Consider the following 22091-nt stretch of genomic DNA (forward strand, 5'->3'; position numbering starts at 1 on the left):
GAAATTTCCACCCTTTTTTATGGTGAATAACATAATGGCAATAACTTCCGTGATCGAACAGATGCGTCAGCTTATTCAACTGATTGCAAAGCATAACCATGCCTACTATGTCATGGATCAGCCGACAATCTCGGACAGTGAATATGATCATTTATTTCATCAGTTAAAAGCTTTAGAAGAGCAATATCCTGACCTTGTTCAATCAGATTCACCAACGACCAAAGTAGGCGGGCAAGCGCTTTCAAAATTTGAGAGTGTGACTCATGTGGTGCCAATGCTTTCTCTTGGTAATGTATTTAACCAAGAAGATTTATTTGCATTTGCACGCCGTGTAGAAGAACGCTTACCAAATCAAAAAGTACAATATGAAGTTGAGTTAAAACTTGATGGTCTTGCGATTTCACTCTGGTATGAAAATGGGGTGCTTATTCGTGGTGTAACCCGTGGTGATGGTGAAACGGGCGAAGATATTACTCAAAATGTTAAAACTATTCGTAACTTGCCTAAATTTTTACATTCAGAGAAGTACGAAATTCCACGCTTGCTCGAAGTCCGTGGTGAAGTGCTCATGCCGAAATCTGGTTTTGAGAAACTTAATGCTGACCAAGAAGCAAAAGGCGATAAAACATTTGCAAACCCGCGTAATGCAGCAGCAGGTAGTTTAAGACAGCTTGATCCAAATATTGCTGCTAGCCGACCTTTAGCATTTTATGCGTATGGTATTGCGCAGTGTGAGCCAAACCATAACTTAACAACCATGCACGATAGTCTGCAATGGTTAACAGAGCTTGGTTTCCAAATTGCTGAGCGTCAGTACTTGTGTAACTCGATTCAAGAAGTACAGCAGCGCTATGAACAAATTCAGCAAGAGCGTCCAAGTCTACAAGTTGAAATTGATGGCATGGTAGTTAAGGTCGATGACCTAAAACAGCAACAGCAGCTCGGATTTTTAAGCCGTGAGCCGCGTTGGGCAACTGCCTATAAATTCCCTGCGCAAGCTGCGCTCACCACGGTTGAACAGATTGATTGGCAAGTAGGGCGTACTGGTACTTTAACCCCTGTAGCACGCTTAAACCCTGTTTTTGTGGGGGGTGTAACTGTTTCTAACGTGACTTTGCATAATATTGGTGAAATTCACCGTCTGGATGTGCGCGTTGGAGATACGGTAAGTGTATACCGTACGGGTGACGTTATTCCTAAGGTAGAAAAAGTTTGGCCAGAGTTCCGTCCTGCCGAAGCAGAAGTTGTTCATTTACCTGAAAACTGCCCAGTATGTGCATCACCTGTGGTCATGCCTGAAGGTGAGGCTCTCGCGCGTTGTTCTGGTGGTTTATATTGTGCCGCGCAGCGTATTGAAGCCATTCGTCACTTCGTATCGCGTAAAGCGATGGATATTGAAGGTTTAGGAGATCGTTGGGTCGAGTCGTTATTACATCTCGATTTACTCAAAGATGTTGCAGATATTTACCATTTGCACGAGCACAGAGAAAAGCTCTTAAGCATTGAAAAAATGGGAGAGAAGTCTGTACAAAATTTGATTGATGCGATTGAAAACAGTAAGAAAACGACTTTAGCGCGTTTTATTTATGCATTAGGTATTCGTGGGGTCGGTGAAACAACAGCTAGAATGTTGGCAAATACCTTCCAGACACTAGAAGCACTTAAAGCTGCTGATGTTGAAGCTTTGAAGAAAACCCCAGACGTAGGTGATATTACGGCAGAATGGATTGCTGATTTCTTCTTGGCACCACATAACATTGAAGTACTTGATCGTTTAATTGCCGCGGGTATTCATTGGGATGCGCCAACAGCTCCAACACGCCAACCGTTAAATGGTGAGAGCTGGGTGCTTACAGGTACATTAGAGCAAATGACGCGTGATCAGGCGACTCAAATGCTACAAGCATTAGGTGCGCGTGTAAGTGGTAGTGTTTCTAGTAAAACCAAATGTGTGGTTGCAGGTGAAAAAGCTGGCTCAAAATTAGAAAAGGCAGCAAAACTTGGTATTGTAGTTATGAATGAAACTGACTTTTTATCACTTATGGAAAGTTACGGGCAGACTTTGAGCTAAAAGACTAGCGAAATAAGAACCATTGATTTTAGTTACAAATTTATAAATTGATGGTTTAAGTCGTATTTGAACGCTTGTCTGAGCTTGTAAATCGGACAAGCGTTTCTTTTTGCAGAGGAAATTTAAATAACTTAAACTGCAAATGCGTATGTTTCTCATTTTAATTTGATAAAAATCATAAACTTAACTATTTTTTATTTTGCAATCATTTTTAAGTTTGCCCATAATAGACTCATACGATAGGAGATTTATTATGCGTGGCAATCCAGAAGTCATAGATTATTTAAATATGCTCATTGGCGGAGAGTTGGCTGCCCGTGATCAATATTTAATCCATTCTCGTATGTATGAAGATTGGGGTCTAAATAAGATTTATGAGCGTATCGATCATGAGATGCAAGAAGAAGCTTCTCATGCTGATGCAATCATTCGTCGTGTATTATTTTTAGGTGCTAAACCAAATATGCACCGTGAAGATATCAATGTCGGTACAGACGTTGTATCTTGTTTAAAAGCTGATTTAGCACTTGAATACCATGTGCGTGAAAAATTAGCGACAGGTATTAAACTTTGTGAAGAAAAAGGCGACTACATTAGTCGTGACATGTTACGTCAACAATTATCAGATACCGAAGAAGACCACACGTATTGGCTTGAAAAACAATTGCGTTTAATTGAACTGATTGGCCTGCAAAATTATATTCAGTCTCAAATTTAATGATTTGAAAAACCCAGCTTAAGCTGGGTTTTTTATTCGCTTTTTTTCTTGAAATCTACTTATAAATTAAAAGTTAATTTTGTCAAATTGAACATATTCAAAGCCTTACTCTATAAGGCTTTGGTGGTTACAAAAAAGTCAGAAAAATTGTATCAGACCCCATGTTTTTTTTGTGGAATTGGATATAATTTCGCCAACAAAAACCCTTGCCTGGAACTTAATAAGGCAGGGGTTTTTCTATGGGGAATCGGTTGGTATGGATCGCCAATGGTTTTATGGTGAGCTTCGCGTATATGTTATTTTCCAAATCTGCTGTTTTAGATACAGCTACTCTCTTAAGCACACAACGTCTTGCAACTCGTCTCAGCTTTTTTAGCTTGGGCTTTGCGATATCTGCTTGGGCGCCACTTATTCCTTATGCACAGCAACGTTTAAACCTGAATCATGCAAATTTTGGCTTATTGCTGCTTTGTATGGGAATCGGCTCAATGATTGCTATGCCTGCGACTGGGGCTTTAGTTAAGCGCTGGGGATGTCGCCCATTAATTGCTTTAGCAACCATGCTATTAATCGTTTTATTACCAAGCTTAACGCTCTGGCATAGCATTGTCTCAATGGCAGTGGCGCTATTCATTTTTGGCTCAGCAGCAGGTAGCTTGGGTGTTACTATGAATTTGCAGGCAGTTGTGGTTGAAAAACACAGCTTGCGCTCGCTCATGTCTAGTTTTCATGGAATGTGTAGTCTTGGCGGTTTAACAGGTGCCATGTTAGTCACTGCATTACTGGCAATTGGCCTTTCTCCGCTCATGAGTACTTTGTCTGTTGTAATGATTTTATTGGTGGTTAGCTTTGTGGCTATCCCATCTGCTTTGACAAGTTTTGAGCAAGATGAATCAGAAATAACCGATACCCCTAAAAAACGTTCTCGACCAAATGGCATTATCATTCTTATTGGTATGATGTGTTTTATTGCCTTTTTATCTGAAGGTGCGGCAATGGATTGGGGTGGAATTTATTTAACGAGTAAATATCATCTTAATCCTGCTTTTGCAGGTTTGGCTTATACCTTTTTTGCTTTGAGTATGACTACTGGCCGTTTTACAGGACATATCTTGCTTAAACAATGGGGTGAGAAAAGTATCGTAACTTATAGTGCAATGATTGCAGCACTTGGCATGCTCACTATTGTGATGGCACCAATCTGGCAAGTCGTAGTATTGGGTTATGCACTTTTAGGTTTAGGTTGTTCCAATATTGTTCCGGTGATGTTTTCTCGTGTAGGACGACAAAACGATATGCCTAAAGCAGCAGCACTTTCTTTAGTATCAACAATTGCCTATACAGGTTCATTAAGTGGTCCTCCTTTAATTGGTCTAATTGGACAATGGACCGGCTTAACGACTGTGCTTTCAGGTGTAGCAGTTTTACTTATTCTAATTGCTGTGCTTAATCGCTTTACTGTAGTGAAGGTAAAATAAATTACGGTCAGCTTGCCAACCTCAAGAACATCGAGAAAAGACTTCTCGATGTTCTATTAATAAATGTTTTTTAGACTGGATAAGTTGGCTGATACTTCTCTGGTAACGTCAGTTTAGACTTCGTGAAAGTCGGAGCATTTTCTAGATCCTTTAAGAAGGTGTTACGCCAATCGGTAAGATCACTGGCTGCTAATCCTTCAATTAGCTGTTCATAACGATTGATTCGTTCAGCTTTAGACATTTCTAAAGCATTTTTTAACGTATCCATCATCGCTGCTCTATCTCGTGGATCAACAATCAAGGCTTGAGTCATCTGTTCAGCAGCACCTGCATATTTAGATAAAATCAGTACACCTGGATTCTCTGGATCTTGAGCTGCAATATATTCTTTCGCCACCAAGTTCATACCATCGCGTAATGAACTAATCCAACAAATGTCAGAACGACGATAAATATGCATTAAACTGTCATGTTGAACTGTGTCATAGCAACAATCAATTGGTCGCCAGTCTTCATGGGCAAACTCTTCATTAATGAGTTCTAATTTAGTCTTAAAGCGTTGATATAAACGTTGATAAGCGGGAATATCTGTACGCGAAGGTGTGGCAATTTGAAGATGACGTACAAGCCCATGATATTCAGGGTTAGTTTCCAGAAAAGTTCCAAAAGCGTTAAGACGTTCAATTAAGCCTTTTGAATAATCAATCCGATCAACCCCAATAATGGTTTTTTGGCGCGGTATATCTTCAAAATTAAATACGTATGGGGTGTGGAACGCCTGTTGTGCCTGATGTTGAATAAGCTCTGGCTGAACGCCAATAGGATAGGACTTAATCAGTACTTGACGTTTTTTATAGCTAATTCTATCGCTTAGAATTTTTTGAGCTTCGAGTAAGCCCATGCAGGTTTGCATACAGGTGTTTTGATCAGTTTGTGTCTGTAAGCCAATCACATCATATTGGCACAGGTCTTGAACGAGTGGTAAAGCCACAGGAATTTTGCGCCAGATATTTAAACTTGCAAAAGGGATATGCAAAAAGAAACCGATTTTATTTTGCATGCCTAATTCTCGGCAATGGCGAGCCACGCTAAAGAAATGATAATCATGAACCCAAATAACATCATCCGGCTGAGCAATCTGTTTTAATTTTTCAGCAAATAACTGATTCACTCGCTGATAGGTTTTATATTCTTCTTCATTGTATTCAATCAGATCATCTCGATCATGCATAGCAGGCCATAACACCTTATTGGCAAAGCCACAGTAGTACTGTGCATATTGTTGATGCGTAAGAGGGCAGGTAATGTAGTCAATTCCATGAGAATATGCCTCATCGAATTCAGGTGCTTCAGTATTGGTAATTTGCTGCCCATTCCAACCCAACCAAATGCCGTTACTGTCATTCAACGCATCTTGTACGGCTACTGCAAGGCCGCCAGCAGAAGCTTGACCTGATGGCATACTTATTCGATTTGATAACACGATTAATTTAGACATATTTGTTCTCCATTCTGATTTTGACTATTTTTGACATATAAGTTTTTTATATTTTCTAGTAAGAAAAAAAGAAAATTAGAAACACTATTAATATCTTTTAATCTATATTGGGCTTCTGTTTTACCAGAACCCACTTTAATTGATGTGCCAAACTGTTGATTAATACAAATAAAACCGGATTCATCTGTTAAATCATCACCTATAAAAATTGGATGAACTAACGGTAAATCAAGATGATCTAATATGGTTTGAATTGCTTGGCCTTTATCTGCTTGCTTAGGAACTAATTCAACTACAAATTTTCCTCTATTTAATTTTAATTGAGGATAAAAATAATTGATCTGCTGCATAATATAAATTGCATTATTTTCTAGTTCTGGCTTTTTTCGATAATGTAAGGCAATAGAATATCCTTTATCCTCAATTAATAATTCAGGATATTTTTCACAAGAATTTATAATGTCTTGTTTTAATTTTTTAAAATTAATATGACTTAAATCAGGTCGAATATAATGATCCGAACTTAAGTGGATGTCTAAACCATGTAAGCCAGCAATAGGCATTTCAATAGACTGAAGCAGTTTGCTGGCTGTCTTAACATCACGCCCTGTAATCGCAATAACGGGGATATTTAATTCAATAATTTTTTTTATAATTTCTAATGTTGTTTCGGGTATAAAACTCTGCTCAGGATTTATTTGAAATGGAGCAAGAGTTCCATCAATATCCAGAAATAAACAGTAATTTTTATTTGAAGGTAAGAGATCTATAATATCATTAGGTGTAACGAAATATGTATTTTTTTCTCTCCCATCAGATATTATACTTTGACTTTGCATATTAGCCTGCCCAATATTTTTTGATCAATAATTAATCTTCTAACATTAAAATGAATTGATGAGTCATTTTTTTTAATAAAAAAACATAAGTATTAACATTAATTACATTGCATACTGGATTTATAGGCGAAGTGTGGAGTATGTTGTTTTTTGATTTGCTTCAATGTTTAGATAATTAAATTTTTGTATATTTCATATAAATATTTGAGTACTTGCTTATCAATATATTTCAAAATATTGAATGTCTATAAATAGCTAATTTTACCTTTTATAATCTAATTTTTATGTTGATTTTAAAGGGTATTTTAAATTGATACTCATATATAATCTTCATAAAATCAGCTTTGGACAGGCATATGAAGTTACAAAATAAAATTTTATTGATTACAGGTTGGGGAGTAGGAACAGAGCCTTTGCAATCTCTCAAATTGTATTTAGAAAAAGAGGGTTTTAAGACTCAACTCATTAATATTTTTAATGTTTTAGAAAGTGATTTTCAGGCGCAGCTTGATTTGATGGCTGATGTAGATGTCGTAATAGGCTGGTCCTTAGGCGGACAATTAGCAACTCAACTGGTTGACTTTTTCTATATACAAACAGGCCAAACTAAAACGTTAATTACGCTTGCTTCAAATCCTTGTTTTGTTGCTCATGCTACTTGGCAAACCGCCATGCCTACTGATGTGTTTAGTCAATTTAAAGCATCCTTTTTACAAAACCCGCAAGCCACCTTAAAACGTTTTTATTATTTAATTACGCTTGGTTCATCTCAGGCTAAACAAGATTGGATAAGCGTACAAAAAATAGCGAATCCGCCTTCAAGCGAACAATTAGAAGATGGTTTACAAATGCTTGAGCAGCTAAATTTGGTAAATAACTTGAAAAACTATCCGGGTCTACAGCTTCATCTGTTTGCTGAGCAAGATAATGTTGTTCCTTGCAAGATTATGGAAAATTTTAAGGATATCGCGACAGGAAACATGACATATAAGCTATTAAAAGATGCTACACATGCTTTTCCCTACTTACAGGTAGAAAGAACAATTGAAGAAATCTGCCAATTTTTAACAATTCATCAGCAAAGTTCATAAGCTTTGGTTGATCTCGCAATTTTCTTTCATTCCTAACAGGTTTAACATGTGTTAAATGAAAGATTTGATTGCTGTAAAAGGGTATAGAGGATGACCGATAATTTTGATTTGGAACATATTTGGCATCCATATACTTCAATGACCCAACCTTTACCAACATTTAAAGTTAAGCGTGCTTATGGTGCCACCATTGAACTCGATGATGGCAGAACTTTAATTGATGGCATGTCATCTTGGTGGTGTGCAATCCACGGTTATAACCATCCTGAACTCAACCAAGCCGTGACAGATCAATTACCAAACATGTCTCATATCATGTTTGGTGGGTTCACTCATGATCCTGCTATTGAGCTTGGAAAAATTCTTTTAAAAATTACACCGCCAAGCCTCGATAAAATTTTCTATGCTGATTCAGGTTCGGTTGCTGTTGAGGTTGCTCTGAAAATGGCTGTGCAGTTCTGGACAGCACAAGGCCAACCACAAAAAACAAATTTTATTACAACACGTTCTGGTTATCACGGTGATACATGGAATGCGATGTCTGTCTGTGATCCAGTAACCGGCATGCATCAGATTTTTGGTACAAGTTTACCCAACCGTTTTTTTGTGGCGGCACCAAAAACCAAATTCCATCAAGAATGGAATCCAGAAGATATTGCCGAGCTAGAACAAGCTATTCAGCAACACCATGAACACCTTGCGGCACTGATTATTGAGCCAATTGTACAAGGTGCAGGGGGGATGCGGTTTTATCATCCTGAATATTTACGCAAGGCCAAGGCACTTTGTGAACAATATAATCTGTTATTAATTTTCGATGAAATTGCTACAGGTTTTGGCCGTACAGGAAAGCTTTTTGCTTGGGAACATGCTCAAGTTGAACCTGACATTATGTGTATAGGCAAAGGTTTAACAGGTGGTTATATGACTTTATCTGCAACCTTAACGACAAAGCATGTAGCAGAAACCATCAGTCGTGGCGAAGCTGGCGTCTTTATGCATGGCCCAACCTTTATGGCCAATCCTCTTGCTTGCGCGGTTGCTTTAAAAAGTACCAAGTTATTAATTGAACAAGATTGGCAAGCTAATATTAAGCGAATTGAGCAACAGCTGAGTCAATATTTAACTCCACTCAATCAGCTTGATTATGTTGCGGATGTGCGAGTGCTCGGTGCAATTGGTGTAGTAGAACTCACTTTTAATGTCGATATGAAGACCTTACAGCAACAATTTGTAGAGCGCGGAATCTGGATTCGTCCTTTTGGCAAACTGGTGTATGTGATGCCTCCTTATGTCATTACTCATCAAGAGTTAAACGATTTGCTTGAACAATTGGTTGAGGTTGTTAAAACGATGCAGGGAGCGCGTTAAGATGTCATTGCTTGATCATTTTGCTTCCGAGTTAGATGAGTTAAAACAACAAGGTAACTTCAGACAATTTACCCAAAATGTGCAGCATGGCCGTTTTATTACGATTCAAAATAAAACGATGCTCAACTTAGCTTCAAATGATTATCTTGGATTAGCTGCTGATATAAGCCTTCGTCAAGAATTTTTAGATAGCTTTCCATTAGAACGGAGCTATTTTAGTTCTTCATCATCACGTTTATTAACGGGTAACTTTGAAGAATATGAACAGTTGGAAAATAGCCTAAGCTTAGCATTTGGTGGTCGGTCGGCTTTACTATTTAATAGTGGCTATCACATGAATATTGGTATTCTGCCTGCACTCGCTGATGGAAAAACTTTAATTTTGGCAGATAAATTGGTTCATGCCAGCATGATTGACGGGATCCGTTTATCTGGTGCGCAGTATGTGCGTTATCGACATAATGATTTACAGCATTTAGAGCAACTTCTACAAAAGTATCATGATGATGACAAGATTGAACGAATCATTGTGGTGACAGAAAGTATTTTTAGTATGGACGGTGATGAAACGGATTTAACAGCATTAGTTCAGCTTAAAAAACGTTTTGCTAAAACCATGCTGTATGTCGATGAAGCACATTCAATAGGGGTGCGTGGTCAACAAGGTTTGGGGTGTGCTGAACAATATAATGTGATTCAGGAAATTGATTTTCTAGTGGGTACATTAGGTAAAGCATTAGCAGCAGTCGGTGGTTACATTATTTGCCACCCTATTATTAAAGATTATCTCATTAATAAAATGCGCCCACTTATTTTTAGTACGGCTCAACCGCCGATTGTTATGGCATGGGCAAACTTTGTTTTTCAAAAAGTGTTACAGGCCCAAACTCAGCGTGAACACTTAAAAAAAATTAGCCAATATCTTCAAAACGCCGTGGTAGAAAAAGGTTATATCAGTCCATCGACCAGCCATATCATTCCAATTATTGTAGGGGACAGTCAGGCTGCAATCGAAAAAGCAAAACAGGTTCAAGAAAATGGTTTTTATGCCATGCCTGTTCGACCACCTACAGTTCCTCAAAATAGTTCACGTTTACGTATTTCTTTAACTTCAATGGTTGAGCAACAAGAACTTGAAGCACTGGTGAGTTTCCTGTGAGTGTGAATAAAAACTTAGTTGCTGAGCGGTTTGCTAAAGCAGGACAAAGTTATTCAGAGCATGCGATTGTTCAAAAACAAATTTGCCAAAATTTAATGGGCTTATTGGAACAATTTTGCCCAAGCACGATGTCACGTGTTTTTGAAATTGGCTGTGGTTCGGGCAATTTAACGCGTTTGCTTGTTGAATCTTTTCAAATTGAAGATTTAATTTTGAATGATCTGTATGCACAGGTGCAGCAGCACTTTAACCATCAAAAACATTTGAAATGGTTAATTGGAGATGTTGAAACGTTAGAGCTTCCTCAGCAACTCGATATGATTATTTCAGGTTCTGCTTTGCAATGGATGCAAGATTTACCACGTTTGCTTAAGCGTTGTAATGAGGCTTTAAATGACAGTGGCTGGTTATGCTTTTCAACATTTGGAGCTAAGAACTTAATTGAAATTAAAGAACTAACCGGACAAGGTTTAAGTTACTGGTCTCTGGAAAATTGGAACAGTGCCTTAACTCAGGCTGGGTTTGAAGTTTTACATTTGTCCGAGTCAGAAGCTCAGCTCTATTTTGATTCGCCTAAAGCTGTATTACATCATTTGAAAGCAACAGGTGTAACAGCAACGGCGCAGCATCGTTGGACGAAGCAAACTTTACAGCAGTTTTATCAAGATTATGATCGGTTTAAGCAGGCCGAGGGATATTCCCTAACCTACCATCCGATTTATTGTATTGCCCGGAGAATGAAGTAAATGAGTGGTCAGATCTATTTTGTGAGTGGGATTGATACCGAAATTGGTAAAACCTATGCGACAGGTTTTTTAGCAAAATTATGGATTGAACAGGGTAAAAAAGTCATTACCCAAAAACTCATTCAAACAGGCAATACTGATATTTCTGAAGATATCGAGAAACATCGTGAAATTATGGGGCAGGGCTGGTTTCAAGAAGATCATGACAAGCTGACTATGCCTGAAATATTCAGTTATCCAGCTTCGCCTCATTTGGCAACACGTCTTGATAACCGAGAAATCGACTTTCAAAAAATTGAAAATGCGACTCAAACATTGGCTGAGCATTTTGAAATTGTATTGCTAGAAGGTGCAGGGGGCTTAATGGTGCCATTAACCACTAGTTTACTCACTATTGATTATATTGCTCAGCATCAGTTTCCTGTAATTTTGGTTACATCGGGACGCTTGGGAAGTATTAACCATACTTTGCTTAGTCTTGAGGCACTTAAGTCACGCGGTCTGAAATTAAAAGCTTTGGTTTATAACCTAAAAGATGAATCAAAAGATCCATTAATTTCTAAAGATACTTCAAACTACTTGAAAGATTATTTAGCTACTCATTTTCCTGAGGCTGAGTGGATTGAATTAGCAAAAATGAATTAATTGAAAATAGGCTGTAAAAAAACCGCTCTAATGTGAGCGGTTTTTTTATCTAAAAGCTTTGTTTAGAACTTTTTAAATCCACGGTTAAAACCAGTCGATTTGCGCTGATTACCTGAGTTAGCTGGTGCTTCTTTTTCATCATCACGGCGCTGTTGACGTAAGTAACCACCACGACGTGCAGCCATTGGTTTTTCAGTCATACGATCAGTACGACGTTTTGCCATACCAAATAAACCTGTACCCTGACGTGGCTTTAACTCAACAGATTTTGCCAAGTTGTCGATGTCAGATTTGTCGAGTTCCATCCAACGACCAGTACGTAATTCACGTGGTAAAATCACGGTACCGTAGCGAGTACGTAACAAGCGGCTTACTTTAAGACCTTGTGATTCAAAAATACGGCGTACCTCACGGTTACGGCCTTCTTTTACTACCACTTGGTACCAACGGTTAATACCTTCGCCACCAATTTCAGAGAAAGACTCGAATTTAGCTGGGCCATCTTCAAGCTCTACACCGTTTACCATGTTTTGACGTAGTTTCGGAGTGACTTCACCCATAACTCGAACAGCGTATTCACGTTCAATTTCATTAGATGGATGCATTAAGCGGTTTGCAAGTTCACCATCATTTGTAAACAGTAATAGACCTGTACTGTTAATATCTAAACGACCTACCATTACCCAGCGGTCATTTGCAATTTGTGGCAAATGATCAAATACAGTTGGGCGTTTTTCAGGGTCATTACGTGAACAGATTTCACCCTCAGGTTTATAATAAATCAGTACACGACGACGAATTTCGTCCTCGATTTGAAACTGAACTTTACGGCCATCAATGCGTAATTCATCGCCTGGTTCAATGCGCTCGCCAACTTGGGCAACGCTGCCGTTTACACTCACGCGTCCTGCGGCAATAACCTCTTCCATATAGCGACGGGAACCTAATCCGATTCGCGCTAATACTTTTTGCAATTTTTCACTCATGACAGCACAACCTTAGACATAATGATCAACAGTCCACCTCTTTATGATTTCGGTGCATTCGCATCGAGAGCCATAAATGCTTCCTTGGCGTTCTGTAGGGGAGGCAATTGGCCTAAAGAGGCTAGACCAAAAGCATTCAGAAATTGAGGCGTTGTAATTAGCAACGCAGGTCTTCCGGGTAAATCTCTAAAACCGGCTTCTTTAATCCAGTTCCAGTCAAATAGCGTTCTGAGAATCTGACTATTATTAGATACACCACGAATTTGTTCAATATCAGCACGTGTGACCGGTTGATGATACGCAATGACAGCCAACGTTTCTAGTAATGATGGCGACAGTTTTGTTGGTCGCTCTGGCCAAATTTGCGCAATAATATTGCGATATTTGGATCTTACCTGAAAACGAAAGCCCTGTGCAGTTTCAATCAACTCAATGGAGCGGCCATGTTGCAATAAAGCAAGCTGTTGTAAAAGCTGACGAAGCTGTTGTTTGTTATATTGATTATTAAATGCTTCTTTTAAACGGGCAATTGAAACAGGTGCTTCACTGGCAAAAATAATCGCTTCTAGTTGCAATAAAACTTCATGATGAATGTCAGCTAATGACAAATCGGTATTATTTTGTTCGAAACTCATGCCGCAGATCCTTGAATAGCTAACGGAGCTTCAACACCTGTGGCAATAATTTTAATCTTTTGTTGTCGGGTTAACTCTAATACAGCCATAAAAGTTACAACCATGCCCATACGGCCTTGTTGCGGATTCAGTAATTCTTTGAAACTTAACACGTCGCCTGACTCTAATTTCTCTTCAATATAAGCAATACGTTCTTCTAATAATACAGGCTCTTGTGCAATTGTATGTGTTACAGGTTCAGGGCGGTTAAATACGCAGAACAAGGCGTCATGTAACGCCGAAACATCATAACCTTCATAAACAGGTGCGATATGGCCTAAGCTTACATTGGCACTAAATGTATCACGATCAAGAACCGGCATTTGACCTAAACGTTCAGCTGCTTGCTTGATGCGTAAATAAGTCTCAAGTCGATCAATCAGGTCTTGTTTAGGATCTTTTTCAATACTAATAACAGTCGGTTTAGGTAAGAGTAACCTAGATTTCAAATCAGCCAATAAAGCAGCCATGACCATGTAGTCAGCAGTCAGCTCAATATTTAAAGACTTCATGCTATCCATGTAAGCTAAATATTGAGTCGCAATAGGGGCAATGTCGAGTTGAACTAAATCAAAACCGTTTTTCTGAATCAGATAAATTAAAAAGTCGAGTGGTCCTTCAAACTGTTCGAGCAAAATCTCAAATGCAGCAGGAGGAATGTACAGATCTTCAGGAATCGTGTCGTGCCACTCATCTAAAACACGGATGTGTGGAACGTCTTCCATGGATTGATGAAGTGATTGATTCATTACGATTATAAGCCACGCGAATTTTCAAAAGCATGAGACTTGTTTTTCAAGTCAATAAGAGCTGTATTAGAAGAACAGCAGATAGTGAAAAACATTCTAAAGGAATTAAGACTTTTAATAAATTACTTAACGACTAAAGTGTAAAAAAAATCCAAACTAAATAAAGAGTATTTTTTTTCTTGATAATGCTTTTTTTTAAACTGTTGGTAAAAAAATTGAAAAGTAAGTGCCTATTCAAAAGCACTTACATCTCCTGCACCATGACGGATCACTTCAGGATGCTCACCCGATAAATCAACAATACTAGTTGTTGTTAACGTACCGAAACCACCATCAATAAAGACATCAATACGTTTTGCTAGTTGATTTTCAATATCGTAAGGATCATCAAGTGGATCTTCTTGACCTGGTAAAATCAATGTACTTGTCAGTAAAGGTTCACCAAGTTCTTTTAATAAAGCCTGACAAATTGGGTTGCTTGGAATACGTAAACCAATTGTTTTCTTTTTAGGGTGCATTAACCTACGTGGAACTTCGCTCGTTGCAGGTAAAATGAAAGTAGTGATAGCAGGCGTATTTGCTTTTAATAAACGGTAAGTCGCATTATCAACTTTTGCATAAGTGGCGATATCTGATAAATCGCAGCACATAATCGCATATTGATGTTTAGGACCTAAATCACGAATTTGGGCAATACGTTCCATCGCATTTTTATTACCAATTTGGCATCCGATTGCATAGGCAGCATCGGTCGGATAGACCACAACATCACCGGCACGAATACGCTCAACCGCTTGGTCAATGAGGCGTTGCTGTGGATTTTCAGGATGTACATGTAAATGCAGCATATTTTAGAGACTCCAACGCGCCAATATTAAAAATAGTATTAGACTTTTCAAACTCTTGAAGCAAGTAAATTGCGTAGTTTTTTTGTCATTTAATCAAGGAGTTCACGTTTAAATTCATTTAATTGTAATGCTGTACCTGATCGAGTACATTGGCAAATACATTCAATGAATCGCGCCGCATCAACAGGTAATTTAGCTTCACCAGAAAAGTAGCGTTGTACTTGGGCATAAACATTATCTTTAAATTTTTTGCCGTCTCCACCGTCACCTGTAAGGTTATCTAGCGAGACTCTAAACTTTCTGCCAAAAGACTGGGAAAATAACCATTCAATAGCCTGAGGCTTGATTTCTACTTGTTCAAATAAATCTTGCTGTTCTTTAGTTCGACCATCTGGTGCGTACCAATACCCTAAATCAGGCAACAGGCGACGTTTTGCGCCTGCAATTGTCCAATGGCTAATTTCATGCAGGGCACTATTGAAAAAACCATGGGCAAATTGAATTTTAGCTGGCTCATGTTCGTTTGCTGGGAAATATTCTGGTTCAAATTCTCCACGAACTAATGTCACATTATGGTGGGAAAACCAGTGATTAAAGTGTAAAATAAGCCAATCAACTTGCTCAGACTCTAATTTTGAGCTTGGCCATGGTGAGAGTTGCACCATGTCAGGTAAAAAAGTGTTCTGGTGAGTTGAATGGGTGCAAACGAGTAATGAAGTGTTAACTTCAGGTTGCGGCTGCAACAGGTGCATTGCTTAATTTACCCCGAGTTCTGTCTAAAGAAGTACAAAATTGTATCTTAATCTTTGACAGAGTACCGATGAATTTGTAGAATTGCCGCCTTAATTATGTCAGCAAATACCTTTCCGGCACAGATTGAGCCGTTTAAATGGGCTGAGCAAGGCTTTACATGGTCAGGTCAACTGCCATTGTCTCGTCTTACTCGTATTGCTCGTGAAGCTGTTGGATCAATTGATAACCAATTGATCAACATAGACTGTAAGCTATCAATGGATGCCTATCATCGCATTGTGTGGTTAGATGGTCATATGGAAACAAAAGTTCCGATGGAGTGCCAACGTTGTTTGGAATCTGTTGAAATGCCAATTGTTTCTGACTTTCATATTGCACTTGTAGATGATGAGTCACTGATAGAGCGCTTGGATGAGGATGCTGATTTCATCGTTTTAGGTGAAAGTGAGTCTTCGACAAAAGGTGATTTTGATACACCCGCTTCGATTAACTTACTCGCATTACTAGAAGATGAACTGTTATTGTTGATGCCTTTATCTCCCAAGCATGATGCTTGTGAACATAAACATCAACCTACCATTCAGAACGTTGTCGAAGAGAAACGGGATAATCCGTTTGATGTTTTGGCAGGTTTGAAGGGTAAACTTAACTCATAATTTGTGTTATGATTATGGGATAAGACAACTGAATTTGTTCTGATCCATTTTTTCGATCTTTGTAAGGAGCCATCATGGCCGTTCAGCAAAACCGTAAAAGTCGCTCTCGCCGTGACATGCGCCGTTCACATGACGCTTTAACCGAGAATGCATTAACAGTAGACCAAGCAACTGGTGAAACTCATCGTCGTCACCACGTGACTAAAGACGGTTTCTACCGTGGTCGTCAATTATTCGCTAAAGCAGCTGATGCTGAATAATTGCATGATATGCATTAAGCGTGATGCTTAAGTATAGAAAAAATGGGAGCGAAAGCTCCCTTTTTTTGTTGTTTTTCGCAATTATAAATATACAAATTAAATGTTAAATTTCCGGTCCAGAGAAATGAGTGAAAACCCAAAAAGGATTTCTTATGTCTGCTAAACGTCTTGAACAAGTAGCTTTAGCCACAAAAACTGCATTTGTGTTTCCTGGTCAAGGTTCACAAAAAGTTGGTATGCTCGCTGAACTCGCAGAACAGTTTAGTGGAGTTGGGCAAACTTTTGCTGAAGCTTCAGACGCGCTAGGATTTGATCTTTGGCACATTGCACAAAGTGGTGAAGGGCTAGACCAAACACAAAACACCCAACCTGTATTATTAACTGCCAGCATCGCTTTATGGCGTGTATGGTTAGATTTAGGTGGTTTAGCACCTAAATACCTTGCAGGGCACTCTCTAGGTGAGTACAGCGCTTTAGTTGCAGCAGGTTCAATGAATTTGGCAGATGCAGTTAAATTAGTTAATTTGCGTGGAAAACTCATGCAAAGCGCTGTTCCTCAAGGGGAAGGTGCGATGGCTGCAATTCTTGGTTTAGCCGATGATAAAGTAGTTGAGTTATGTCAGACCGTATCTGCGTCTGGTCAAGGTTCAGTTGAAGCTGCAAACTATAATTCACAAGGTCAGGTTGTGATTGCAGGTAGTACTGCCTCTGTACAACAAGTTATGGCGTTGGCAAAAGAACAATCTGCTAAAGCAATTGCTTTACCTGTTTCTGTACCTTCGCATTGTTCGTTAATGAAGCCTGCCGCAGAAAAATTTGCAGAAGCTTTGGAACAAACTGCCATTGAGCTACCTACCATTCCTGTAATACAAAATGTCAACGCGGGAATTGCTACCGATGTTGCTCAATTACGTCAGGCTTTAACAGCACAATTGTACCAGTCTGTACAATGGACACGTACCATGCAGTCCCTACAGGACCAAGGTATTCAGTACATTGTTGAATGTGGCCCCGGTACAGTATTGAGTAATCTCGCAAAGCGTTTACCAAATATTGAAAAAGCTTTTTCTATTGATAGTAAGAGCAAAATGGAAGATGCCCTAAATGCTGTTTTAGTGGCAGAAGGAAAAATTGCATGACACAAGAACGCAAAGTTGCATTAGTAACGGGCGCGAGTCGGGGCATTGGCGCTGCAATTGCCCAGCAACTTATTCAAGACGGTTATTTTGTTGTAGGTACTGCGACTTCTGAATCTGGTGCACAAAAGCTAACTGATAGCTTTGGTGAAAACGGTGCAGGCTTGGCTCTCGATGTGCGTAATCTCGATGAGATTGAAGCCGTTGTATCTCATATTGAACAGAACTATGGTCCTGTGCTTGTTCTAGTTAACAATGCAGGTATTACCAAAGACAATTTGTTGCTTCGTATGTCTGAAGATGATTGGGATGATATTCTCAATATTCACCTTAAAGCAGTTTATCGTTTATCTAAACGTGTGCTTAAAGGTATGACGAAAGCACGTTTTGGACGAATTATTAATATCAGTTCTGTTGTAGCTCATTTTGCAAACCCAGGCCAAGCGAACTATTCTGCTGCTAAAGCGGGTATTGAAGCATTTAGCCGTAGCCTTGCAAAAGAGATGGGTAGCCGCCAAATCACTGTGAATAGTGTGGCACCTGGTTTTATTGCAACAGAAATGACAGATGCACTTAGTGAAGACATTCGCAAAAAAATGAGTGATCAAGTGGCTTTAAATCGTTTAGGTGAGCCACAAGATATCGCAAATGCGGTGAGTTTCCTTGCAAGTGATAAAGCAGGTTACATTACCGGTACGGTATTACATGTAAATGGTGGTTTATACATGGCCTAACGCCGATGTATAAACTTTTAAAAATTTTTATATTCAATTAAACTAGTGGCAAATCAAACGCCACAAGCAATGAGGAGAATTCCTGTGAGCGATATCGAACAACGCGTTAAACAAGCGGTTGCAGAACAACTTGGTCTTAAAGCTGAAGAGATTAAAAACGAAGCATCTTTTATGGATGACTTAGGTGCTGACTCTTTAGATTTAGTTGAACTTGTAATGTCTTTCGAAAATGACTTCGACATCACTATCCCTGATGAAGATTCAAACGAAATCACTACAGTTCAATCTGCAATTGACTATGTAACTAAAAAACTTGGTTAATTCGCATATTGCTGATTAAAAAGAAGGCCACCGCAAGGTGGCTTTTTTTATTTGACTAAAATAATTAATAGAGATACATATTTTTACAAGATCAACCCTAATTGATAGCAGAGGTGTCTCTTTTTTCAAGTATAACAATAAGGGTCAGTTTAATGACTTTACTATAAACAATAAGATGAGGACTAAAAATGGGTCTTTTTGATTTTGTAAAAGGTATTGGTAAGAAAAATACCGCACCAGCAGAACCACAAGCAGCTCCAGCTACACCAGCAGAACCTTCTGCACAAGAAATTGCAAACAAATTGTTAGGGTTAATTAAAAGTTTAGGCCTAGGGGTGGAAGGCTTATCTGTAACTTATAACGGTTCAACTGATACTGCGACTATTAATGGGCAAGTACAAAGCCAAGCGGATAAAGAAAAAATTATTCTTATTGTTGGTAACGTAGATCATGTTGCTCAAGTAGATGATCAGATGACTGTTGCGACTCCGGAACCGGAAAGCAAATTTTATACAGTAAAATCTGGTGATAATCTTTCAAAAATTGCGAAAGAATTTTATGGTGATGCAAATCAATATCCTAAAATCTTTGAGGCAAACAAGCCAATGCTGAAAGATCCAGATGAGATCTTCCCTGGACAAGTTTTACGTATTCCACAGTAAGTGGAATAAATAAAAAAGGCGCTTTAAGCGCCTTTTTTAAAAATTGTTAAAACCGTTTTGGAATCTTTTGTCCATTTGGTACAGGTGTTTCAGCATTTTTTAAAACACCAAAAAGCCATGTTTCCGCATGTTGTACTGCAATTTTTAAAGAATCACCCAAAGCTAAACGTCCTGCAATAAAGCTCGCTAACGAACAACCTGAGCCGTGATATTCACCTTCAAGGCGAGGGCAGCTACTACTCGCCGCAAGCTCACCATTAATATATAGATTATTTTTGATGAAGTCTGGGGTGTCTTCATGACCACCTTTGACTAAAACAGCTTTAGCACCCATTTCGAAAAGTTTTTTGGTTGCTTGTTCTAAGTCATCAAGGCCGGTTAAGGCACGTAATTCGACTGTATTTGGAGTAATAAGAGTAGCTAGAGGTATAAGTTCAACAAACGCTTTAACTAAAGTTGCCTGATCCCCTAAAGAACCGCCGCTATTTGCGACTAAAACAGGATCAAGTACATATTGATAGTCGGGATGTGCACGTAAAAATTCGGCTAGGGCTGCAATATTATCTGTGGTGCCAAGCATACCTGACTTAACGCATTTAATAGGTAAGTCACCTACCACAGCATTAGCTTGGGCTAATAATAGTTCTTTTGAGGTTGCTTCAAAGCCAAAGACTTGTTGTGAATTTTGAATGGTGAGGGCTGTACATGCAATTGCTGCATGCGCACCACTTTGTCCAATTGCTTCAATATCGGCTTGTAAACCTGCACCACCTGAAGGGTCTAAACCCGAGAAACAAAGTACGGTTGGACGCACGGTTATTTCCTTTTCAATTTAAATTTACGTTAGTATAAGAGAGTTTAATTAAACTCTCGACCAATTGAATTAAATACTTTACTGGGTTAGTGATTGAATGGCTATAAAACATATTTTGATTGATTTAGATGGAACCTTAACAGACCCAAAAGTTGGTATCCATACTTCAATTCGCTATGCAATGGATAAGTTAGGTTATCCGTTAGCTGCCGATTTAAATATTGATTGGACCATTGGACCACCGTTAAAGCCATCACTAGCAAAATTATTAGCTACTCAAGATGAGGATTTAGCTGAACAAGCTTTACTGGCTTATCGTGAGCGTTTTTCGGTAATTGGTTTATTTGAAAATGAAGTATATCCATCTGTTATAGAAACACTTAGCGCGTTAAAAGAAGAAGGATATCGTTTATTTGTTGCTACTGCTAAGCCAACGATTTATGCAAAACGGATTTTAGATCATTTTGAATTAAGCCAATATTTTGTACATATTTATGGCAGTGAATTGACGGGTGAACGGACCAATAAAGCTGAACTCATTCATTATATTCTTGAGCATGAGCAATTAAACCCAGAAGAGTGTTTAATGGTAGGTGACCGTCAATATGATATTTTAGGTGCTCGTCACAATGGTATTGAGGCTGTAGCTGTGACTTATGGTTACGGAACACCAGAGGAATTTGCTCAAGCACAGCCCAAAGCAATGATTAAGAACTTCTCTGAACTTTTGGACTATGTCGAAGAACAGGCGGCACAAAAGAAAGTTTCTTAAATTTCAAAATGAATAATTTGGAGGTTTGACTTGTGAGTAAGCAAGTCAAACCTTTTTATTTATTTTAAACACCATGTTGTTGGCGATATTGCACCAGCTCTTCAATGGTAATCACAGTTAAGTGATGAGTTTGAGCATATGCTAAAACTTGAATGCCTGATGCCATCGTACCATCTGGATTAGTTAATTCACATAACACACCAGCAGGCTTTAGTCCTGCTAATCTTGCTAGATCAATTGTTCCCTCAGTATGACCACGACGAGTAAGCACACCACCATGACATGCACGTAATGGGAAAACATGGCCTGGACGGTTTAGGTCACTTGCGACAGCACCATCTTTAATTGCAGTTTTAATGGTTGTTACACGGTCTTTAGCTGAAACACCAGTAGTAACGCCTTGAGCTGCTTCAATGGTCACTGTAAAAGCAGTATGAAACTGACTTGAGTTTTGAGAAACCATTGGAGGAAGTTCTAGGTGATCTGCTAGCTCTTCTGTTAGGCATAAACATACAATCCCTGAACCATCACGGATCATGCGTGCCATTGTTTCCACTGTTAAAGTTTCGGCTGCAACAATTAAATCTGCTTCATTTTCGCGGTCAAAGTCATCCATAACCAAGACAGGTTTGCCTTGACGGATATCTTCTAGTGCTTGTTGAATACGTTGTTCAGCAGGAGAGAGGGCTGAGAAAAAAATTTCTGGTTGAATTAAGCTAGACATAATGAAACGCTCTCGTAAAAATACGGTTGAACATTTCAGGACTGATGCAAAAACAGGCTGTCACTGAAATAAAACGGATTTATCCCAGTTCGTCGTCTTCTTTCATCCGGACTATACCGTCGGCTTTGGAGTTTCACCAAATCTGCTCAAATTACACAATTTAAGCTCGTGGGCTTGTTGATTTATTTATAAAAATTAACTTTACCACCGGTGGGGAATTACACCCCGCCCTGAAGCGATGAGTTTTATTATAGCGCGCTTGATAAAATTGGCTAGATGCATTTATAGAATGCTAAGTTTCTTTATGAATAAGTATTTTCATAAATAGAAATAGGCTTTGTAACAAGAGCTTACTTGTTGATATGAAAATGGAATGCTATGTTTTT

24 protein-coding genes and 1 riboswitch are annotated in these 22091 nt (G+C 38.8%); of the genes, 15 read left to right on the forward strand and 9 right to left on the reverse strand.

Annotated elements, in window-relative coordinates:
- Nucleotides 1-34 precede the first annotated feature (34 nt).
- The 3 genes from ligA to ABLB96_RS06555 all read left to right on the forward strand — a co-directional run bounded on the left by ligA (nt 35) and on the right by ABLB96_RS06555 (nt 4267).
- Entirely contained in the window at nt 35-2071 is a 2037-nt protein-coding gene (gene ligA, locus ABLB96_RS06545) for an NAD-dependent DNA ligase LigA (RefSeq protein ID WP_348895912.1), read from the forward strand.
- A 253-nt stretch (nt 2072-2324) separates the two neighbouring features.
- Nucleotides 2325-2789, forward strand: coding sequence for a bacterioferritin (bfr, locus tag ABLB96_RS06550; RefSeq protein WP_001214863.1), 465 nt, complete (start codon nt 2325-2327; stop codon nt 2787-2789).
- A gap of 293 nt (nt 2790-3082) precedes the next feature.
- Entirely contained in the window at nt 3083-4267 is a 1185-nt protein-coding gene (locus ABLB96_RS06555; protein WP_348895995.1) for an MFS transporter, read from the forward strand.
- A 70-nt stretch (nt 4268-4337) separates the two neighbouring features.
- Here ABLB96_RS06555 and ABLB96_RS06560 read toward each other — a convergent pair whose 3' ends face one another.
- Nucleotides 4338-5765: a trehalose-6-phosphate synthase gene (locus tag ABLB96_RS06560; RefSeq protein ID WP_348895911.1), complete on the reverse strand. Its 1428-nt coding sequence runs from the start codon at nt 5763-5765 to the stop codon at nt 4338-4340.
- Nucleotides 5753-6604, reverse strand: a complete 852-nt coding sequence (otsB, locus tag ABLB96_RS06565) for a trehalose-phosphatase (RefSeq protein WP_348895910.1) — start codon at nt 6602-6604, stop codon at nt 5753-5755. Before otsB ends, ABLB96_RS06560 begins: the two co-directional genes overlap by 13 nt.
- Before the next feature lie 356 nt (nt 6605-6960).
- Between otsB and ABLB96_RS06570 the strand changes: the two genes are divergently transcribed.
- From ABLB96_RS06570 to bioD, 5 genes are all read left to right on the forward strand, one after another.
- Nucleotides 6961-7695, forward strand: coding sequence for a hydrolase (locus tag ABLB96_RS06570; RefSeq protein WP_348895909.1), 735 nt, complete (start codon nt 6961-6963; stop codon nt 7693-7695).
- 90 nt (nt 7696-7785) lie between these two features.
- A complete protein-coding gene (gene bioA, locus ABLB96_RS06575; protein WP_348895908.1) occupies nt 7786-9066 on the forward strand; it encodes an adenosylmethionine--8-amino-7-oxononanoate transaminase in 1281 nt (426 codons plus the stop codon).
- A 1-nt stretch (nt 9067) separates the two neighbouring features.
- Nucleotides 9068-10225, forward strand: a complete 1158-nt coding sequence (locus ABLB96_RS06580) for an 8-amino-7-oxononanoate synthase (protein WP_348895907.1) — start codon at nt 9068-9070, stop codon at nt 10223-10225.
- A complete protein-coding gene (gene bioC, locus ABLB96_RS06585) occupies nt 10222-10971 on the forward strand; it encodes a malonyl-ACP O-methyltransferase BioC (protein WP_348895906.1) in 750 nt (249 codons plus the stop codon). Before ABLB96_RS06580 ends, bioC begins: the two co-directional genes overlap by 4 nt.
- On the forward strand, nt 10972-11616 hold the full coding sequence (gene bioD, locus ABLB96_RS06590; protein WP_348895905.1) for a dethiobiotin synthase: 645 nt from the start codon (nt 10972-10974) through the stop codon (nt 11614-11616).
- Nucleotides 11617-11678: 62 nt separating this feature from the next.
- On the opposite strand, the gene rluB is transcribed toward bioD, so the two are convergent.
- From rluB to ABLB96_RS06615, 5 genes are all read right to left on the reverse strand, one after another.
- Entirely contained in the window at nt 11679-12602 is a 924-nt protein-coding gene (gene rluB / locus ABLB96_RS06595) for a 23S rRNA pseudouridine(2605) synthase RluB (RefSeq protein WP_348895904.1), read from the reverse strand.
- A 41-nt stretch (nt 12603-12643) separates the two neighbouring features.
- Nucleotides 12644-13237, reverse strand: coding sequence for an SMC-Scp complex subunit ScpB (gene scpB, locus ABLB96_RS06600; protein ID WP_004703403.1), 594 nt, complete (start codon nt 13235-13237; stop codon nt 12644-12646).
- Nucleotides 13234-14025, reverse strand: coding sequence for a ScpA family protein (locus ABLB96_RS06605; RefSeq protein WP_031944538.1), 792 nt, complete (start codon nt 14023-14025; stop codon nt 13234-13236). Before ABLB96_RS06605 ends, scpB begins: the two co-directional genes overlap by 4 nt.
- A 230-nt stretch (nt 14026-14255) precedes the next feature.
- The gene (locus ABLB96_RS06610) at nt 14256-14873 is read right to left on the reverse strand and encodes an L-threonylcarbamoyladenylate synthase (RefSeq protein ID WP_263613052.1); all 618 of its coding nucleotides are present in this window, start codon (nt 14871-14873) and stop codon (nt 14256-14258) included.
- A gap of 89 nt (nt 14874-14962) precedes the next feature.
- Nucleotides 14963-15625: an elongation factor P hydroxylase gene (locus tag ABLB96_RS06615; protein ID WP_348895903.1), complete on the reverse strand. Its 663-nt coding sequence runs from the start codon at nt 15623-15625 to the stop codon at nt 14963-14965.
- A gap of 96 nt (nt 15626-15721) precedes the next feature.
- On the opposite strand from ABLB96_RS06615, the gene ABLB96_RS06620 reads away from it, so the two are divergent.
- From ABLB96_RS06620 to lysM, 6 genes are all read left to right on the forward strand, one after another.
- Nucleotides 15722-16282 (forward strand): YceD family protein, encoded by a 561-nt coding sequence (locus ABLB96_RS06620; protein ID WP_348895902.1) that lies wholly within the window; start codon nt 15722-15724, stop codon nt 16280-16282.
- Between the two features lie 74 nt (nt 16283-16356).
- Entirely contained in the window at nt 16357-16542 is a 186-nt protein-coding gene (gene rpmF / locus ABLB96_RS06625) for a 50S ribosomal protein L32 (RefSeq protein WP_000290730.1), read from the forward strand.
- A gap of 152 nt (nt 16543-16694) precedes the next feature.
- Nucleotides 16695-17681 (forward strand): ACP S-malonyltransferase, encoded by a 987-nt coding sequence (gene fabD / locus ABLB96_RS06630; RefSeq protein ID WP_348895901.1) that lies wholly within the window; start codon nt 16695-16697, stop codon nt 17679-17681.
- A complete protein-coding gene (gene fabG, locus ABLB96_RS06635; RefSeq protein WP_348895899.1) occupies nt 17678-18412 on the forward strand; it encodes a 3-oxoacyl-ACP reductase FabG in 735 nt (244 codons plus the stop codon). Before fabD ends, fabG begins: the two co-directional genes overlap by 4 nt.
- Before the next feature lie 84 nt (nt 18413-18496).
- Nucleotides 18497-18733 carry an acyl carrier protein gene (gene acpP, locus ABLB96_RS06640; RefSeq protein WP_001279871.1) on the forward strand — a complete coding sequence of 79 codons (237 nt, stop codon included), beginning with the start codon at nt 18497-18499 and terminating at the stop codon, nt 18731-18733.
- Nucleotides 18734-18921: 188 nt separating this feature from the next.
- Entirely contained in the window at nt 18922-19395 is a 474-nt protein-coding gene (lysM, locus tag ABLB96_RS06645) for a peptidoglycan-binding protein LysM (protein WP_199968220.1), read from the forward strand.
- 46 nt (nt 19396-19441) lie between these two features.
- Here the strand turns inward: lysM and ABLB96_RS06650 are convergent, their stop codons facing one another.
- Entirely contained in the window at nt 19442-20209 is a 768-nt protein-coding gene (locus ABLB96_RS06650; protein ID WP_348895898.1) for a hydroxymethylpyrimidine/phosphomethylpyrimidine kinase, read from the reverse strand.
- Between the two features lie 97 nt (nt 20210-20306).
- Between ABLB96_RS06650 and ABLB96_RS06655 the strand changes: the two genes are divergently transcribed.
- Entirely contained in the window at nt 20307-20981 is a 675-nt protein-coding gene (locus ABLB96_RS06655) for an HAD-IA family hydrolase (protein ID WP_348895897.1), read from the forward strand.
- Between the two features lie 64 nt (nt 20982-21045).
- Here the strand turns inward: ABLB96_RS06655 and ribB are convergent, their stop codons facing one another.
- The gene (gene ribB / locus ABLB96_RS06660; RefSeq protein ID WP_348895896.1) at nt 21046-21705 is read right to left on the reverse strand and encodes a 3,4-dihydroxy-2-butanone-4-phosphate synthase; all 660 of its coding nucleotides are present in this window, start codon (nt 21703-21705) and stop codon (nt 21046-21048) included.
- A 90-nt stretch (nt 21706-21795) separates the two neighbouring features.
- Nucleotides 21796-21946: riboswitch (FMN riboswitch) on the reverse strand.
- Nucleotides 21947-22091: the final 145 nt, after the last annotated feature.

Source organism: Acinetobacter sp. XH1741 (assembly GCF_041021895.1).
Lineage (GTDB): Bacteria > Pseudomonadota > Gammaproteobacteria > Pseudomonadales > Moraxellaceae > Acinetobacter.

Bases quoted from the DNA above. Each gene is read 5' to 3' on its own strand.
- ribB (WP_348895896.1), bottom strand. From the start codon at position 21,705: ATGTCTAGCTTAATTCAACCAGAAATTTTTTTCTCAGCCCTCTCTCCT.
- ABLB96_RS06620 (WP_348895902.1), top strand. From the start codon at position 15,722: ATGTCAGCAAATACCTTTCCGGCACAGATTGAGCCGTTTAAATGGGCT.
- fabD (WP_348895901.1), top strand. From the start codon at position 16,695: ATGTCTGCTAAACGTCTTGAACAAGTAGCTTTAGCCACAAAAACTGCA.
- ABLB96_RS06570 (WP_348895909.1), top strand. From the start codon at position 6,961: ATGAAGTTACAAAATAAAATTTTATTGATTACAGGTTGGGGAGTAGGA.
- ABLB96_RS06605 (WP_031944538.1), bottom strand. From the start codon at position 14,025: ATGAATCAATCACTTCATCAATCCATGGAAGACGTTCCACACATCCGT.
- bfr (WP_001214863.1), top strand. From the start codon at position 2,325: ATGCGTGGCAATCCAGAAGTCATAGATTATTTAAATATGCTCATTGGC.
- lysM (WP_199968220.1), top strand. From the start codon at position 18,922: ATGGGTCTTTTTGATTTTGTAAAAGGTATTGGTAAGAAAAATACCGCA.
- ABLB96_RS06580 (WP_348895907.1), top strand. From the start codon at position 9,068: ATGTCATTGCTTGATCATTTTGCTTCCGAGTTAGATGAGTTAAAACAA.
- ligA (WP_348895912.1), top strand. From the start codon at position 35: ATGGCAATAACTTCCGTGATCGAACAGATGCGTCAGCTTATTCAACTG.
- ABLB96_RS06560 (WP_348895911.1), bottom strand. From the start codon at position 5,765: ATGTCTAAATTAATCGTGTTATCAAATCGAATAAGTATGCCATCAGGT.
- scpB (WP_004703403.1), bottom strand. From the start codon at position 13,237: ATGAGTTTCGAACAAAATAATACCGATTTGTCATTAGCTGACATTCAT.
- ABLB96_RS06655 (WP_348895897.1), top strand. From the start codon at position 20,307: ATGGCTATAAAACATATTTTGATTGATTTAGATGGAACCTTAACAGAC.
- rpmF (WP_000290730.1), top strand. From the start codon at position 16,357: ATGGCCGTTCAGCAAAACCGTAAAAGTCGCTCTCGCCGTGACATGCGC.
- bioA (WP_348895908.1), top strand. From the start codon at position 7,786: ATGACCGATAATTTTGATTTGGAACATATTTGGCATCCATATACTTCA.
- fabG (WP_348895899.1), top strand. From the start codon at position 17,678: ATGACACAAGAACGCAAAGTTGCATTAGTAACGGGCGCGAGTCGGGGC.
- ABLB96_RS06555 (WP_348895995.1), top strand. From the start codon at position 3,083: ATGTTATTTTCCAAATCTGCTGTTTTAGATACAGCTACTCTCTTAAGC.
- ABLB96_RS06615 (WP_348895903.1), bottom strand. From the start codon at position 15,625: ATGCACCTGTTGCAGCCGCAACCTGAAGTTAACACTTCATTACTCGTT.
- rluB (WP_348895904.1), bottom strand. From the start codon at position 12,602: ATGAGTGAAAAATTGCAAAAAGTATTAGCGCGAATCGGATTAGGTTCC.
- otsB (WP_348895910.1), bottom strand. From the start codon at position 6,604: ATGCAAAGTCAAAGTATAATATCTGATGGGAGAGAAAAAAATACATAT.
- bioD (WP_348895905.1), top strand. From the start codon at position 10,972: ATGAGTGGTCAGATCTATTTTGTGAGTGGGATTGATACCGAAATTGGT.
- ABLB96_RS06610 (WP_263613052.1), bottom strand. From the start codon at position 14,873: ATGCTGCATTTACATGTACATCCTGAAAATCCACAGCAACGCCTCATT.